12 protein-coding genes are annotated in these 14,426 nt (G+C 68.0%); 5 read left to right on the top strand and 7 right to left on the bottom strand.

Annotated features, from left to right (window positions below; genetic code table 11):
• The first annotated feature begins 63 nt into the window (after positions 1-63).
• Together I6I07_RS11750 and I6I07_RS11755 are read left to right on the top strand one after the other, a co-directional pair.
• Positions 64-1,044, top strand: a complete 981-nt coding sequence (locus tag I6I07_RS11750; protein WP_198486761.1) for an AraC family transcriptional regulator — start codon at positions 64-66, stop codon at positions 1,042-1,044.
• 125 nt (positions 1,045-1,169) lie between these two features.
• Positions 1,170-1,691, top strand: coding sequence for a cupin domain-containing protein (locus I6I07_RS11755; RefSeq protein WP_198486762.1), 522 nt, complete (start codon positions 1,170-1,172; stop codon positions 1,689-1,691).
• A 27-nt stretch (positions 1,692-1,718) separates the two neighbouring features.
• Here I6I07_RS11755 and I6I07_RS11760 read toward each other — a convergent pair whose 3' ends face one another.
• From I6I07_RS11760 to I6I07_RS11775, 4 genes are all read right to left on the bottom strand, one after another.
• On the bottom strand, positions 1,719-2,675 hold the full coding sequence (locus I6I07_RS11760) for an LLM class oxidoreductase (protein WP_232626054.1): 957 nt from the start codon (positions 2,673-2,675) through the stop codon (positions 1,719-1,721).
• Between the two features lie 10 nt (positions 2,676-2,685).
• Complete coding sequence (gene gcvPB, locus I6I07_RS11765) at positions 2,686-4,242, bottom strand: aminomethyl-transferring glycine dehydrogenase subunit GcvPB (protein WP_198486763.1); 1,557 nt, start codon at positions 4,240-4,242, stop codon at positions 2,686-2,688.
• Complete coding sequence (gene gcvPA, locus I6I07_RS11770) at positions 4,239-5,582, bottom strand: aminomethyl-transferring glycine dehydrogenase subunit GcvPA (RefSeq protein WP_232626055.1); 1,344 nt, start codon at positions 5,580-5,582, stop codon at positions 4,239-4,241. Before gcvPA ends, gcvPB begins: the two co-directional genes overlap by 4 nt.
• Before the next feature lie 92 nt (positions 5,583-5,674).
• Positions 5,675-6,832 carry an ATP-NAD kinase family protein gene (locus I6I07_RS11775; protein ID WP_198486765.1) on the bottom strand — a complete coding sequence of 386 codons (1,158 nt, stop codon included), beginning with the start codon at positions 6,830-6,832 and terminating at the stop codon, positions 5,675-5,677.
• A gap of 141 nt (positions 6,833-6,973) precedes the next feature.
• Here I6I07_RS11775 and I6I07_RS11780 point away from each other — a divergent pair, with 141 nt between their 5' ends.
• Positions 6,974-7,558, top strand: coding sequence for a TetR/AcrR family transcriptional regulator (locus I6I07_RS11780; RefSeq protein WP_198486766.1), 585 nt, complete (start codon positions 6,974-6,976; stop codon positions 7,556-7,558).
• A gap of 19 nt (positions 7,559-7,577) precedes the next feature.
• On the opposite strand, the gene I6I07_RS11785 is transcribed toward I6I07_RS11780, so the two are convergent.
• Positions 7,578-8,429: a LysR substrate-binding domain-containing protein gene (locus I6I07_RS11785; RefSeq protein ID WP_198486767.1), complete on the bottom strand. Its 852-nt coding sequence runs from the start codon at positions 8,427-8,429 to the stop codon at positions 7,578-7,580.
• A gap of 176 nt (positions 8,430-8,605) precedes the next feature.
• Between I6I07_RS11785 and I6I07_RS11790 the strand changes: the two genes are divergently transcribed.
• Entirely contained in the window at positions 8,606-9,502 is an 897-nt protein-coding gene (locus I6I07_RS11790; protein ID WP_232626056.1) for a DMT family transporter, read from the top strand.
• A gap of 209 nt (positions 9,503-9,711) precedes the next feature.
• On the top strand, positions 9,712-10,800 hold the full coding sequence (locus I6I07_RS11795; RefSeq protein ID WP_198486769.1) for an alpha/beta hydrolase: 1,089 nt from the start codon (positions 9,712-9,714) through the stop codon (positions 10,798-10,800).
• 2 nt (positions 10,801-10,802) lie between these two features.
• Here the strand turns inward: I6I07_RS11795 and I6I07_RS11800 are convergent, their stop codons facing one another.
• The gene (locus I6I07_RS11800) at positions 10,803-13,070 is read right to left on the bottom strand and encodes an FdhF/YdeP family oxidoreductase (RefSeq protein ID WP_198486770.1); all 2,268 of its coding nucleotides are present in this window, start codon (positions 13,068-13,070) and stop codon (positions 10,803-10,805) included.
• Positions 13,071-13,080: 10 nt separating this feature from the next.
• Entirely contained in the window at positions 13,081-14,394 is a 1,314-nt protein-coding gene (locus tag I6I07_RS11805; RefSeq protein WP_198486771.1) for a chloride channel protein, read from the bottom strand.
• Positions 14,395-14,426: the final 32 nt, after the last annotated feature.

Consider the following 14,426-nt stretch of genomic DNA (forward strand, 5'->3'; position numbering starts at 1 on the left):
GATTGTTTTGTTCGCGCCGGTTCAGGCTTGAATGGTGCTATGTTGGCGGCAGGCGGAATCCCCATGCAATTGCCCGAAGAAATGAAAGAGGTTGCCCGATCCTGTGATGAAAGCCCCGCGGGGGCCGGCCTGTCCAGGCCCGGCGAACTGACCGGGGCCCTGCTGCGGGCGGCACGGCAATATGCCGACGCACGCCTTGACGGCGAGGGCGTGGCCGCCACCCCCATCGATGGCATGTTCATCCTGCGCGAGACCGCGCCGTCGCCCCTGCAGTACGCCATCACCCGGCCCCTGGTCGCGCTGGTGCTGCAAGGCGGCAAGCGCGTCGGCATGGGCGAGCGCAGCTTTACGTTTGGCGCTGGCGAGTCGCTACTGATCGCGATGGACGTGCCGACGGTGAGCCAGGTCATCACGGCGAGCGCGGCCGCGCCCTACTACTCGCTGGTCGTGGAACTGGATGCCGCGGTGATCACCGAGTTGGTCGGTGAAATGGGCGAGCTGCCGCTGCAACCCGACCACCCGGTACGGGTGGGCCGGACGGAAGCGGAGGTCGCCGACGCGGCCTTGCGCCTGCTCAGGCTGCTCGACAGGCCGCGATCGCTGGCGGTGCTGGGCCGCCAGCTGGTGCGGGAACTGCATTACTGGTTGCTTGCCGGGCGGCATGGCGGCGCCATTCGCGTGCTCGGAGTGGCCGACGGCCATGGCCGCAGGATTGCCCGCGCCATCGAGATGCTCAGGGCCGGATATGCCCGGCCCCTGCGCATCGAAACGCTGGCCGAGGCGGCGGGCATGAGTCTGTCCGTGTTTCATACGCACTTTCGCAACATCACGACGCTGACGCCGCTGCAATTCCAGAAGCAGCTTCGGCTGCTCGAGGCGCGGCGGCGCATGCTCGCCGAAGGCGTTGCCATCGGCGCCGCCGCCCATGGCGTCGGCTATGAAAGCGTGACGCAGTTCACCCGTGAATATGCGCGGATGTTTGGCCAGCCTCCGGCCCGCAACATCCGGGAAATGCGCGCGCTGGCGCATTCGGCGACGTCTTGAGCCGCGGCGCGCGCGGTCAAAAATTGATTGTAAATCAACCTATACACACGTTGATCGGGCTTCTAGGATAGCGGCGACGCTACAAGCCGAAGCGGCACACGCGCCGCACAATCAGGAGACGAGCCATGCCCGCAGAAACTTCAGGATCCGCATTCGCGCCCATCGTCCACAGCGCGCAGCAGTGGCGCGACGCGATGTCGGAAATGTCGAAACGCAAGACGCCGAGTTTCTTCCATATCCGCGCCCGCTTGCCGCGGCAGGGGCGCACCAATCAGGTGCTGGGCGCGTCGCCCTACATGAACGTCGTGCTCAAGACCTATGCCGGCGGCGGCGAGAACGAGATCCATGCCCACACCAACGAGGACCACGTCTTCGTCGTGCTGCAGGGCGGCGCCACTTTCCTGGGGCCGCGTGGGGAAACGCGGCGGGTCGGGCGCAACGACTGCGTGCTGGTGCCGGCAGGCGCGTTCTATTCGTTCCAGGCCGACGAGGCCGAACCGCTGGTGATGCTGCGGGTGGGCGCCGCCATCGACCGGGCGGGGGACGTGCTGGCGCGCGTCGACGAGCGGGGGCAACCTTTCGATGGCTACTCCGAACGCAACAGGGAAGTCCCCGCCATCCTGCACGATGCGCTGATTTACGAGTGACCCGCGGGCGGCCGGCCGCGGGATCCGCTAGTCCCCCGCGACCGCATGCGCCGGGAATGCCGGCACCACGAATTCCCCCAGTTCCTGGACGACTTCATGCGCCGGCCGGCGGCTGTACTTGAGGTTGAGACCGACGTGGTTGACGCCGATGGCCTTCAGGGAATGCAGGTACTGGATGACGAAATTTCGGCCCGCGCGGAATCCCAGATGCATGGGAGCGGGCGGCGCATCGGCTTGCTCGGCCAGGTCGATGTACAGCGATTGCGCAAACGGCTTGAATGCCGGCGTCAGCGATCGCCACCGCTTGATCGTGCCGGCCTGCTCCGCCAGGTTCTGCGGATAGAAGAGCCAGCCGTCGCCATGCTCGGCGATCCATTCGATGGATTGGCGGGAGTTGCCCGTCACCATCACGGGGATGTTCCGCAATGTCGGCTTTGGCAGCGTGTCCGCGCCGGACAGGTTCACGCGAGGCGTGGCGATCCGCGGAAAGTCCTCGGCCCAGGCCTGGCGCATGACGGCCAGGGCCTCCCGGAACAGTTCGCCACGCGCGGCCAGGGTCTGGCCGAAGGCCGGGAACTCCGCCGGCCGGTCGCCGGTGGCGATGCCCAGCACCAGGCGCTGGTTCGACAGGCGGTCGATGGACGCCGCCGCCTTGGCGACGAGCAAGGGGTGGCGCAGCGTGGTGATGATGCTGCCGGTCGCCAGGGCAATGCGCGACGTGTGCGCGGTCACGTAGCCCATGAATGCCCAGGGGTCATGGATGTGGCCCACGTCGCCGAACGAGGGCACGTTGAGGAACACGTCCCGGAAGTACAGGGCCGCGAAGCCATGGGATTCGGCCAGTTGGGCCGTGCGGATCTGCTGCGCCAGGTCCATGTCGGGAACGGCGCCGGAATAGGACTCGATGGCGAAGAAGAGCCCCAGCGTCAGGCTTGCCTCCCGGTACATGGTCGAGTAGCCACGGTGGTGTGTGATCGCGTTCATGATCTGGCATTCAGAGAGGCGAAGGGGACTGCTTCTTCTTGAACGCGCGCCAAGTCATGGCGCGTTTGCCCGGCGCGTCGGTATCGCCCGGCTTCAGGCGGTGGATCGCCTGGTTGTGCGGCGCGGACTTGACGATGCGCGGATCGGAATAGGCTTCGTCGGAAATCTGCGCGAGCACCGCGATCCAGCGGTCCAGCGCCTCCTTGCCGTACATCTCGCCGGCCTCCGGCGTGAACGGTTCGGGCAGCAGCCAGGGTTCGTGGCTGGTCCACATGGCGTCGATGCCGAAATCGGTCATTCGATTCTGCACGTCATGGACGTCGACGCCGGTCTCCTCCTTCATCTGTTCAAGGCTGTAGCGGGTCATTTCCAGCCTTGGCAGCGTCGCTTCGGGATGGGATCTGTTGACGCCGCGGATCGCGAGCAGTCCCTTCTCCATGTAGTTGTTGGCCAGCACCGAGATGTCGGAGGCTTGCGCGATGCCGGCGGCGCCCATGGCGCGGACCCAGGCATAGGCTTTCAGGATGACCTGCACGTTGCCCCAGAACTCGCGGATCTTGCCGACGCTTCGCGGCCGGTCATGGTCGAGGCGGTAGCGGCCGTCCGCATGCGTCACCAGCGGCGTGGGAAGAAACGGCGCCAGCTCGGCGGTGCATCCATAAGCCCCGGTGGCCGGGCCGCCGACGCCGCTCTTGGGCGCGCCGAAGGTCTTGTGCAGCATGAACATGCAGGCGTCGAAGCCGATCTCGCGGGCCCGGACCTTCGACATGGTGCCGTTGAAGTTGGCGGCGTCGTAGAACGCCAGGCCGCCGGCCTCATGCACGATGCGGATCCATTCCTTCATCTCGGGGTTGTAGACCCCCATGTCGTCGGGGTTGTTGACCATCAGGGCGGCGGTGCGGTGGGAAACCGCCGCTTTCAGCGCGTCGAGCGACGGATAGCCGTTTTCATCCAGCATCAGCGTGATGACCTTGAATCCCGCGGTCGCCGCCGTCGCCGGATTGCACGGGTGGGTCTGGATGGTCGTGATGATCTCGTCGCGCTGTTCCAGTTCCCCGCGCGCGGCGTGGTAGGCGCGCGTCACCGCACAATGCGTGAACGCGGCCTCGGCGCCGCCGCCGGCCTGGAACACGAACTGGTCCATGCCCGACAGCTCGCGCAAGGCCAGGTCCATGTTGTGCACGATCTCCAGGGCGCCCTGCATGGTGTCTTCATGCTGCAGCGGGTGCAGTTGGGTGAGCTCGGGGCGCCACGCCATCTGCTCATTGATTTGCGCGTTGTACTTCATCGTGCAGGTGCCGAACAGGCTGGTGCCCATCATGCCGAGCGTCTGCTGCGACAGGCGCAGATAGTGGTACAGAACCTCCGGCTCCGACATTTCCGGCAGGGCGGGCTTATCCTGGCGGCGCAGGGCGAACGGGATGAGGTCGTCGGCGTCTCCGACCTGGTCGCGGATCTCGCTTTCGATCGGCGGGAACAGGAGGCCTCGGCGTCCGGGGTGGCCCATTTCCATGATGATGGGTTCGTTCCAGACCGGGGCGTGATATTCCTTGGGCTTGATTGTCATTGCTGGGTCACCTCTTTGAGGGCGCCGGCCAGGCGCTCGATGTCGGATAGGGTGTGGATCTCGGTCACGCTGAAGAGGGCGCTTTCGCCCAGTTCCGGAAAGTCCGCCCGCAGGTCCTTGCCGCCGAAAATTCCCCTTGCGAGAAGGGCGCGGTTGATGTGCGCGACGGTCTTGCCGGTGCCGTCGAAATTGACGACGAACTCCTTGAAGAAGCCCGCCGGGAAATGGATGCGAATCCCGTCGATCTGCGCCAGGCGCCGCGCGGCATGATGGGCGCGCTGCAGAATCAGCCTGCCGACGTCGACGAATCCCTGCGGACCCATCATCGCCATGTAGGTGGTGGCGGCGATCGCCCACATGTAGACCGAATGCCCGGTCCAGTCATTGCCCTTGTCGCGAAGGCCATAGGATGACTGGTGGAAAAGGCCGAGGCCGAAGCCATATTCGCCCGGCTTCAGGGTCTCGGAAATGCTGATGAAGAGCGTGGGGTACGCCTCGGCGTAGCGGGGTTCGTCGCGCGATGCGATAAAGCCGCCGAGGCCTCCGCCGGCGTGCAGGTGGACGCCCAGCGGCTGGATGGTGCCCACCACGATATCGGCGCCGTAGTCGGCCGGCGAGGCCAGCACGCCCAGCGAGATCGGATCGACGCCGACGATCGTCTCTGCCCCCGCGGCACGGGCGATGGCGGCGATGGCGGCTGCCTGGTGCTCGATCACGCCGAGATAGGACGGCACCTCGAAGTACACGGCGGCGGTCCGGGAATTGACGGCGGCGCGCAGGTCGTCCAGGTCGATCAGGCCGGTGGCGGGATCGTAGTCGACGAGGCGGATGGCGATATGGCTTGCCATCTCGGGCGGCTCGCAATAGTTGCGGATGACCGACAGCCGCTCGGGATCGATCGCGCGCACCACCACGACCTCGCTGCGCGCCGTCAGGCGCGCGGCCATCCGCATGGCGTGGCCGGCCGCGGTGCCCCAGCTGCGCACGGGCAAGCCGACGAGGTCGAGGTTCAGCAGTTCGCCGAGCTGGCTGCAGAATTCGAACCACGCCTGGTTGCGGCCGTGATCGGAGCTGGGCTCGCCGAAGATGGACGTCAGCCACTCGTTGCGGCGGACCACTTCGTCGACGGCCGCGGGGACGTGATGCTGCCAGATGCCGGCGCCCAGGAAGCTCAGGTTCTGCTCGGTGGTCTGGTTCTTGGCGAGCGTTTCGACGAGATGCCGTCGCAGTTCGCGTTCGGTGAGCGCCGGCGGCAGGTCGAGCGGTCGCGCCAATCGATGATCCGCGGGGATCTGGGCGAACAGTTCCTCGATGGTCTGGACGCCGACCGAGGCCAGCATGTCCTGCTGTATCGATGGCACTGAATTGGCCATGTAGGGGTGGGCTGTGGATGGTCGCATCGGACGCTCCTGTCTTGTTTGGGGGGAAGGGGTCAGGCGGTGAGCCTGAGGCGGGTGCTGCGGCCGGGGCCGATCTCGACCCGGATGTGGCCCGTGAGCAGGGCGTCGACCTCGTCGTCGCCGGTGTCCACGCGCAATGGCGCATTGCCGAGCGCGATGAGTTTCTCGGTGCTGGCGATGACGGTGATCCGGTCGCGGCCGACCTGGCGGATGACCTCGGCGCTGATCTGTTGATTGCCGCGTCCGAACACGCTGCCTTGTCCGCCCAGGACGCCGACGATGAGGTGCGACGCGCGCCGCGCCATCAGGCGCAGCAGGGTCTGTTCGTCCAGGTCCTGGCCGACCAGCGCGCCGTTCAATACGGCATCGACGCCGAGCAAGGTGCTGGGCAGCCCCAGCGCGTTCGAGACGCGTCGGGTGGTGGTGCCGGGGCCCAGGATGTAAAGCCGGTCCGGCCGCATGCCGACGGCGATCTGACGAGCGATCGCATCGAGTGTCGCGTCCTCGCCGGGGCCCGCGCCGGCTTTTGCGTTCTGGGCCAGCCGGCGTGCGTGCGGGCTTTTCGCATAGCCGAACAGGCGCGCGGATACGCGGTCCTGGCGCATGGCCGCCTCGTCCAGGTCCATGATCTCGGCGTCGCGCAACGACACGCCAGGGGCCCCGCTAAGATGCAGCGCTGCCAGCAGGCCCGCGTTGCCCGGGCTCGTGCCGAAGACGGCGGAGTGCATTTTCACGCCGGCGGGGACGCCCAGCAGGGGGACGCGATCGCCGACGGCGGCGAGGACGTCGCGCGCGGTGCCATCGCCACCGACGAACAGGAGCAGCTCGATGCCGTGGTCCAGCATCGCGGCGGCGGCGGCCCGGGTGTCGGCGCTGGAGGACGCGGCGCCGCCTGGAAACGGCAGCAGCGCGGGCGCGAGTCCGGCGCTTCGGACGGCGTCTTCACCCATGCCGCCCCGAACGGTCAGGACACGCAGGGCGGGGCAGGCCATGACGGCTCGGCGCAGCGCCTTGGCCGCTTTCGACCCGGCGATGGGGCGCGCGCCGCGGTGCAATGCCGCTTGGAGAATGGCGGCGCCATCCGTTCCTTTCAAGCCGACGCTGCCGCCCATGCCGGCGATCGGATTGACGATGAGCCCCATGAGCGGGCAGGCAACCCCGGCGCCGGCGGTGATCTCGACATTGGCCATGCAGCCTCCACGCTTGCAACGGTTTCAGGTTTCACATACATTGTGAATGTGGAATTCTGAACGGCATACATTGTGTATGTCAAGTGAAATACATTATGTATGTGAAAAAAGGGGGAAGGGGTGAGAAGTCGTGCTGAGACCATGGCGGAAACGCGCGAGAAGCTGATCGCCGCGGCGCGGAAAACGTTCGCGGCCCGGGGATATGTCGACAGTCCGATGGAAGACATCACGGCCGAGGCCGGGCTGACCCGGGGAGCGCTCTACCATCAGTTCGGCGGCAAGAAGGGCCTGCTCGAGGCGGTCATCGAGCAGATCGATGCGGAGATGACGGAGCGCCTGTCGGCGATCTCCAGCCGCGCGACCTCGACGTGGGCGGCGCTGATCGACGAATTGGTGGCTTATGTGGCGATGGCGGCCGAGCCGGAAATCCAGCGCATCGTCCTGCTGGACGGTCCCGCCGTATTGGGCGAGCCATCTCAATGGCCGACGCAGATTGCCTGCGTCCGCAACACCCGGAGGCATATCGAGCGGCTCATCGACGAGGGCGTTGTCCAGCCCGTCGATGCCGAGGCCACCGCGCGCCTGGTGAGCGCGGCCGCGCTCGGCGCCTCGCTGTGGGTGGCGAACGCCGAGGATCCGCACGCGTCTTCGCGCAGGGTGTCGGAGAGTCTTCCCGTGCTCCTGTCCGGCCTTCTGGTCAAGCCGCCCAAGGCGGCGGGAAAGTAAGCCGACCGCGTCCTGCCGGCTAGGCCCGGAAGTGCTTGCGCAGGATGCTGTCCAGCTGGTTCGCGGCGGGATCTTCCAGGGCCGAGGCCGCGCGCAGCAGGACGATCTCATGCGCGGCGATGGCCGGCAATTCCTCCAGCACCCGCATGCCCGCGGTGATCCGCGAACGGTCGACCAGGCTTATGCCCAAGCCGGCTTCCACGCACGCTTCTACGGCCTGGCTGGACGGGCTGCTCAGGACAATGCGCCAGGCGCGCCCCGCCTGGTCGAGCGCGCCGGTCATGGCGTCGCGATAGGGGCAATGCGTGGCATGCAGCGCCAGGGGAAGGGGCTGCGGCAGATCCCCGGTCCGCATCGCGCTGCCGACCCAGACCGGCGTGGCCCTTGCCAGCACCTGCGCCGCGGGGCCGGCGCGCGCCGGTCGCACGGCAAGGGCCAGGTGCAGCCGCCCGCGTTCGACCTGCGCGCGCAGCGTCAGGCTGGGCGCGGTCGAGACATCCAGCACCACGTTGGGCCACGCCGCGGCGAACAGGGGAAGCACGTCGCGAATCACGTGAACCGCGTACTCGTCGGGCACGCCCAGCTTGATGCGCCCGGTCAGATCGGTGCCGCGCAGATCCTCCAGCACCTTGTCGTGGCGGCGCAGCAGGTCGGCCGTTCCGGCCAGCAGCCGTTTGCCCAGCGGCGTCAACGTGACGGACTGGTTGTCCCGCTCCAGCAGGCGTCCACCGGCAACGGCCTCGAGCCGCTGGATATGCATGCTGACGGCGGCGGGGCTGCGGTGGACGTGCTCGGCGGCGGCCCGGAACTGCCCGAGTTGGGCAACCGCCTGAAAGGTACGCAGCAGCTCGATGTCCAGGACAGGATTCATGGTTTTGATTTCTTGAACGACATAGTCAGTACATTTTGATTTATTTAATAGCGGGGCGGCGCTAAGGTCAAGGCATCAGAAAGACGTGTTGATGAGCCGAACCCTCCATGCCCGATGTCGATGCCCGCGTGATCCCTTGTTCCCCGCCGCCTGCCGTGTCCCGCGGCGCGCCCGGGGTGGCGCCGCTCCTGCTGCTGGAAGCGGCGCTGGTGGTGGCCTGGAGTTCGGGCTTCGTGGGCACGCGCTTTTCGATCGATCACGCGCCCGCGTTCCTGGTGGTGTTCTGGCGCTGCGTGGTGGTGACGCTGGTACTGCTGCCGTGGGCCATCGGCGCGCTTGGCCGCGTGCCGGCCGCCGTGCTGCTGCGCCATGCCGGGATCGGCCTGCTGGCCATGGCGGGCTATCTGGCGGGCGTCGCCAAGGGCATCGAGCATGGCGTCCCGGCCGGGTTGGCGGCGTTGATCGCCGACCTGCTGCCGCTGGGGACGGCGCTGCTGGCCCTGCGTTTGCCCGGCAAGCGGCTTGGCGGGCGTGGCTGGGCCGGCCTGTTTGTCGGCTTGCTGGGCGTGCTGATGGTGACGCGCGATGCGCTGGCGTGGGGGGACGCGCCGCTCTGGGCGTATTGCCTGCCGCTGCTGGGCATGCTGTCGCTGGCCGTGGCGACGTTGTGGCAGAAGCGGATGCACGCCGAGGCGTCGCTGGGTCTGTTGCCCAGCCTGTGGTTGCAGTGCGCCGTGTCGGCCGTGGCGTTCGCGGGGTTGGCGGGCCGGGAAGGCAGCTTGATGCCGGTCGCAAGCGTTGGGTTCGCCGTGAGCGTGTCGTGGACGGTCGTGCTTTCCACGTTGGGCGGCTATGGCCTGTACTGGGCCTGCCTGCGGCGTTCGTCGCCGACCCGCGTGGCCAGCGTGCTGTACCTCAGCCCCGCGGTGACGCTGCTGTGGGCCTGGGCGATGTTCGGCGAGCCGCTGTCATGGCTGATGCTCGTGGGCACCGGGGTCTCGGGCCTGGGGATCTGGCTGGTGGCGCGGTCGGAGCGGGCGCTGCCGGCAGGCGCGTCACACTGCGGGCGATGATAAGCTTTATTCTCATCTTCGCTCGCGCCTGGCCCGCGCTTTCTTCGCTATTCAAGTCTCATGGCAACCTGACGCGCGCTCCGCCTGACCGGTCGCAGACAGCCGCAACAGGTCCGGTCCACGGATTTGAAAGGGCAACGGGATCGGCGGCGGCCTGGCGTGATGAACCCCGGATTCAAGACGATTGCGGTACGACCTGGAGTGGACCGATGAGAGCGGCAAAATTCCTTTCATGCATCAAATGGGGCTTGCTGTGCGGGCCGCTGTTGCTGGCGGCGGCCGGGTGCGGCACGCACGAAGCGGCGCGCGCCGCGCCGAAGGCGTCGAAGCTGGAGGCGCCGGTCAAGCAGGTGGCGAATCAGGCGCTGGTCATCAAGGGTTCATCGGGAGAGGGAGAGCTGCCGCTCTATGCTTCCGCCGATATCCTGGCCCGGGCCCCGAAGATATCGACCGTGCTGATCGTGATCCATGGCACCTTGCGCAACGCGGACACGTACTTCGACACCGGCAAGGAAATCGTGTCGGGGGCGGGGAAATCGGACGGCACGGTGATGGTGGTCGCGCCGCAGTTCCTGACCGCGCCGGATGTCGAGAAGTTCTCGATGTCCGCGCGCACCCTGAGGTGGTCCCAGGAAGGCTGGAAGAGCGGTGAGCCGGCGCTGGGCCCGGCGCCCCTCAGCTCGTTCGAGGCGATCGACGCGCTGCTGGACCACTTCGCGGACAAGAAACGCTATCCGGCCCTGACGCACGTCGTCGTGATGGGGCATTCCGCGGGCGCGCAGATCCTTCAGCGATACGCCGCCGTGGGGCGCGGCAGCGCTGCCCTGGCGCGCCGCGGCGTGCCGCTGCGCTACGTCGTTGCGAACCCTTCCAGCTACGTCTATTTCAGCGATGAGCGGCCCGCGCCGCCGGCTGCCGGCACCTGCCCCGCCGCGACGAAATGGAAGTACCAGCTGACGGGTGGCCCGCCCTACGTGGCCGCGCAGGATCCCGCCGAGGCGGAGGCGCGTTACGCCAGCCGGAATGTGGTGTATCTGCTGGGCCAGGCGGACACCGATCCCTACACCCACTTCATCGACCGTTCCTGCGGCGGCATGGCGCAAGGCCCCAATCGGCTGGAACGCGGCCGCGCCTATTTCGACTACCTGACGCGCAGGCACCCGGCCGGACTGAACCAGAAGGTCGTGGAAGTGCCGGGCGTCGGCCACAACAACCTGGGGATGTTCACCTCGGCATGCGGCATCGCGGTGCTGTTCGATCGGCCGCTGCCGGCGAGTTGTCCGGTCGTGGGGCGATGAGGTCAGGCGGCCTTGCTGATCACCACCGGAATCGACTTGTAGCTGGGCGTGCCGCTTTGCCTGTCCTGGTAGTCCAGCGGGCATAGGTTGTTGGCCTCGGGGTAGTACGCGCCGACCGAGCCGGGCGCGATGTCGTACGCGATCGCGGTCAGTTGCAGGCGGCGGTGCGCCTGGCCGGGCAGGCCGCTGTGCAACTCCACCTTGTCGCCGTGCTTCAGGCCGTGGCGCGCCAGGTCGTCGGCATGCATGAACAGCACGTCGCGTCGGCCGAACACGCCGCGGTAGCGGTCGTCCAGCCCGTAGATGGTGGTGTTGTACTGATCGTGGCTGCGCAGCGTGGTCAGCGTCAGCGCGCCCGCCGCGACCGTGCCGGGATCCTCCTGCAAGCCTTTGAATGGCAGGAACTCGGCCTTGCCGGACTTCGTCTTCCAGATGCGTTCGGTGGGCGGCAGCGACAGGCGGAAGCCGCCCGGCTGCAGGATGCGTTCGTTGTAGCCGTGAAAGTCCGGGTAGACCTTTTCGATCAGGTCGCGGATGCGGCCATAGTCTTCCACCAGATGCAGCCACGGCACCCGCGTGTTCGGCAGCGTCGCGGCCGCCATGCCCGCGATGATCGCGGGTTCCGACCGCAGGTGCTCGGACGCGGGCGCGAGCTTGCCGCGCGAGGCATGCACCATCGACATCGAATCCTCGACGGTGATGGACTGCGCGCCGCTGGCCTGCACGTCGCTTTCGGTACGGCCCAGCACCGGCAGGATGATGGCGTCGCGGCCGATCAGCAGGTGCGAGCGGTTCAGCTTGGTGTTCATATGCACGGCCAGGTCCAGCCGGCGCATGCCGGTTTCGCACTGTTCGGTGTCGGACAGCGCCATGGCGAGATTGCCGCCCAGGCAGATCAGCACGCGGGCATCGCCGTTCACCATCGCCTTCATGGCGTCGACCGCGTCGTGCCCGTGGCGCTCGGGCGGCCGGAAACCGAAGGTCTTTTCGATGTTGTCGAACATCACCGGGTCGATCTTCTCGGTGATGCCGACGGTGCGGTTGCCCTGCACGTTGGAGTGGCCGCGCAGCGGGCAGATGCCGGCGCCCGGCCGGCCGAAGTTGCCGCGCATGAGCAGCAACGCGGCGATCTGCTGCACATTCTGCGTGCCGCGCGCATGCTGGGTGATGCCCATGCCGTAGGTCACGATGGCGGCCTTGGACCGGGCGTAGGCCGCGGCGACCTGTTCCAGGTTGTCGCGCGTCAGCCCGCAGGCGCGTTCGATGTCGGCCCAGGCGGTGCCGTCCAGGTCCTCGACGTAGGCGTCGAAGCCGTTCGTGTGCTCGGCGATGAAGGCGTGGTCGATCGCGCCGGGCGCCTGCCGATCAAGCGCCAGCAGCGCCTTCATGATGCCTTTCAGCGCGGCCGCGTCGCCGCCCACCTTGACCTGGTAGTACGTGGAGGCGATGCGGGTCGAGCCCAGCGTGCCCATCTCGATGGGGTTCTGAGGATCGGCGAAGCGTTCCAGCGCGCGCTCGCGCAGCGGGTTGAACACGATGATCGGCACGCCGCGGCGCGCGCACTCGTGCAGCGTGCCCATCATGCGCGGATGATTCGTGCCGGGGTTGTGGCCCATCGAAATGATCAGGTCGCAGGCATCGAAATCGTCCAGCGACACGGTGCCCTTGCCGATGCCGATGGCCTGCGGCAGCCCGACGCTGGTGGCCTCGTGGCACATGTTCGAGCAGTCGGGAAAATTGTTGGTGCCATACTCGCGGGCGTACAGGCTGAACAGGAACGCGGCCTCGTTCGAGGCGCGGCCCGAGGTGTAGAACTCCACCGCGTCGGGATCGGGCAGGCTGGCCAGGGTGCGGCCGATGTGCTGGAACGCGGCGTCCCACTCGATCGGCTGGTAGGTGTCGGTGGCGGCGTCGTAGCGCAGCGGATGCGTCAGCCGGCCGGCGTCTTCCAGGTCGTGGTCGGACCAGGTCAGAAGCTCGGTCACGGTGTGGGCGGCGAAGAACGCCGGGGTCACGCGCTTCTTGGTGGCTTCCCAGGTCACGGCCTTGGCGCCGTTCTCGCAGAACTGGAACGTGGACGTGTGCGCCTTGTCCGGCCAGGCGCAGCCGGGGCAGTCAAAGCCGTCCGGCTTGTTGGTGCGGAAAAGCAGCACCGGCGCCTCGGCAATGCGCATCTGGTCGGCGATGGCCTGCGCGGTGGCCTTGAGCGCGCCCCAGCCGCCGGCGGGCGCGTCATAGCGTTCGATGCCGGTCAAGTTACGTGATGTCATGCAAACCTCTTCATGTCGGGCCGGGCAGCGGCGCGCCGGCCGCTGCCGCTGCCGCGGTCCGGGTGGCCCGAGCCGCGCAAAAATGGTGGGTCGCCGCGGAGCCTACCACCGCCAGGATGATCGGCACCAGGAAGCCCTGGTCCACGCGCGTGAATTCCAGGATCAGGACGGTGGCGGTCAGGGGCATGCGCATCGATGCTGCCAGGAACGCCGCCGCGCCCACCACCGCGTAGGCGCCGGGCGGCGCGTCGGGCCAGACCTGGTTCCAGGCCGCGCCCAGCACGACCGCCAGCAAGGCGCCGATGGCGATGCCGGGCGTGAGCAGGCCGCCGGAGGCGCCGGCGCGCAGCGAGCCGCTGGTGATCGCCACCTTCAGGACGAGCAGCAGGGCCGCCATGCCCAGCGTCAGCTCGCTGCTGAAGCCCAGCTGCGCCGCGCCCTTGCCGTTGCCCAGCAGCGCCGGCAGAAAAACCGCCAGGACCCCGATCAGCGTGAAGTTCACCAGCGCCGCCGCCGGCAGCCGCCATCCGCGCGCCGCCTGGCGCCGCGCGGCGGAGGTCAGTTGCACGAAGCCGTGCGCGGCCACGCCGAAGACGGGGCCCGCGATCACCGACCAGACGATCAGGCTGGCGTCCGCGGTCATCGGCGGCACGGCGTACTGGATCTCGTTGCCCAGCCCGATCCAGGCGATCACGGCGCCGATGCAGCACGCCGCCAGCGCCACCACGGCGGCGGGCCACGCGAACGAACCCAGCAACACTTCCAGCACGAACAGCGCCGCGCCCAGCGGCACGTTGTACACCGCGGCCAGGCCCGCGCCGGCGCCGCACGCCACGATCAGGCGATGCTGGTCGGCCGGCAGGCGCAGCCACGCCGACACGCCGCTGGCCGCCAGCGCGCCGACTTCCCGCGGCGCCACCTCGCGCCCCAGCGGCGATCCCAGCGCGACGGTGACGATCTGCAGGATCGCATGCGCCAGGGTGGTCTTGGCCGGCATGCGCGCGGCGGGATCCTGCACCGCCTGTGTCACGCTGACGAGCGGCCGTCCGAACCGGTAGACCAGCCACCAGCCGCCGCCGGCCACCAGGCCGCACAGTATCAATACCGCCAGGCGCCGCGGGCCGCCGGCGGCCTCGACGCCCTGCAGGAAGGATTCGGGGCCGACGATGCGGTCCAGGCTGTAGCCGTACGCCACATGCTGCACGGCGTGCAGCAACATGCCCAGCAGCATGCCGCCCAGGCCGGCGGTCAGGCCGGTGAGGAGGATGGCGAGCAAAAACCGCGGATGAGAGCGTGGTCGGGCGTCAGCCGGCGCTTCATTCATGCCTGGATCGGCTCCTGTCGGGTCGGGGAGGG

Source organism: Achromobacter deleyi, from assembly GCF_016127315.1.
In the GTDB taxonomy this organism is placed as follows: domain Bacteria; phylum Pseudomonadota; class Gammaproteobacteria; order Burkholderiales; family Burkholderiaceae_B; genus Achromobacter; species Achromobacter insuavis_A.

What these genes read in the sequence shown, in the direction of transcription:
- I6I07_RS11750 (WP_198486761.1), top strand. Translation starts at nt 64, where the DNA reads ATGCAATTGCCCGAAGAAATGAAAGAGGTTGCCCGATCCTGTGATGAA.
- I6I07_RS11755 (WP_198486762.1), top strand. Translation starts at nt 1,170, where the DNA reads ATGCCCGCAGAAACTTCAGGATCCGCATTCGCGCCCATCGTCCACAGC.
- I6I07_RS11805 (WP_198486771.1), bottom strand. Translation starts at nt 14,394, where the DNA reads ATGAATGAAGCGCCGGCTGACGCCCGACCACGCTCTCATCCGCGGTTT.
- gcvPA (WP_232626055.1), bottom strand. Translation starts at nt 5,582, where the DNA reads ATGCTGGCCTCGGTCGGCGTCCAGACCATCGAGGAACTGTTCGCCCAG.
- I6I07_RS11795 (WP_198486769.1), top strand. Translation starts at nt 9,712, where the DNA reads ATGAGAGCGGCAAAATTCCTTTCATGCATCAAATGGGGCTTGCTGTGC.
- I6I07_RS11800 (WP_198486770.1), bottom strand. Translation starts at nt 13,070, where the DNA reads ATGACATCACGTAACTTGACCGGCATCGAACGCTATGACGCGCCCGCC.
- I6I07_RS11780 (WP_198486766.1), top strand. Translation starts at nt 6,974, where the DNA reads ATGGCGGAAACGCGCGAGAAGCTGATCGCCGCGGCGCGGAAAACGTTC.
- I6I07_RS11785 (WP_198486767.1), bottom strand. Translation starts at nt 8,429, where the DNA reads ATGAATCCTGTCCTGGACATCGAGCTGCTGCGTACCTTTCAGGCGGTT.
- gcvPB (WP_198486763.1), bottom strand. Translation starts at nt 4,242, where the DNA reads ATGACAATCAAGCCCAAGGAATATCACGCCCCGGTCTGGAACGAACCC.
- I6I07_RS11760 (WP_232626054.1), bottom strand. Translation starts at nt 2,675, where the DNA reads ATGAACGCGATCACACACCACCGTGGCTACTCGACCATGTACCGGGAG.
- I6I07_RS11775 (WP_198486765.1), bottom strand. Translation starts at nt 6,832, where the DNA reads ATGGCCAATGTCGAGATCACCGCCGGCGCCGGGGTTGCCTGCCCGCTC.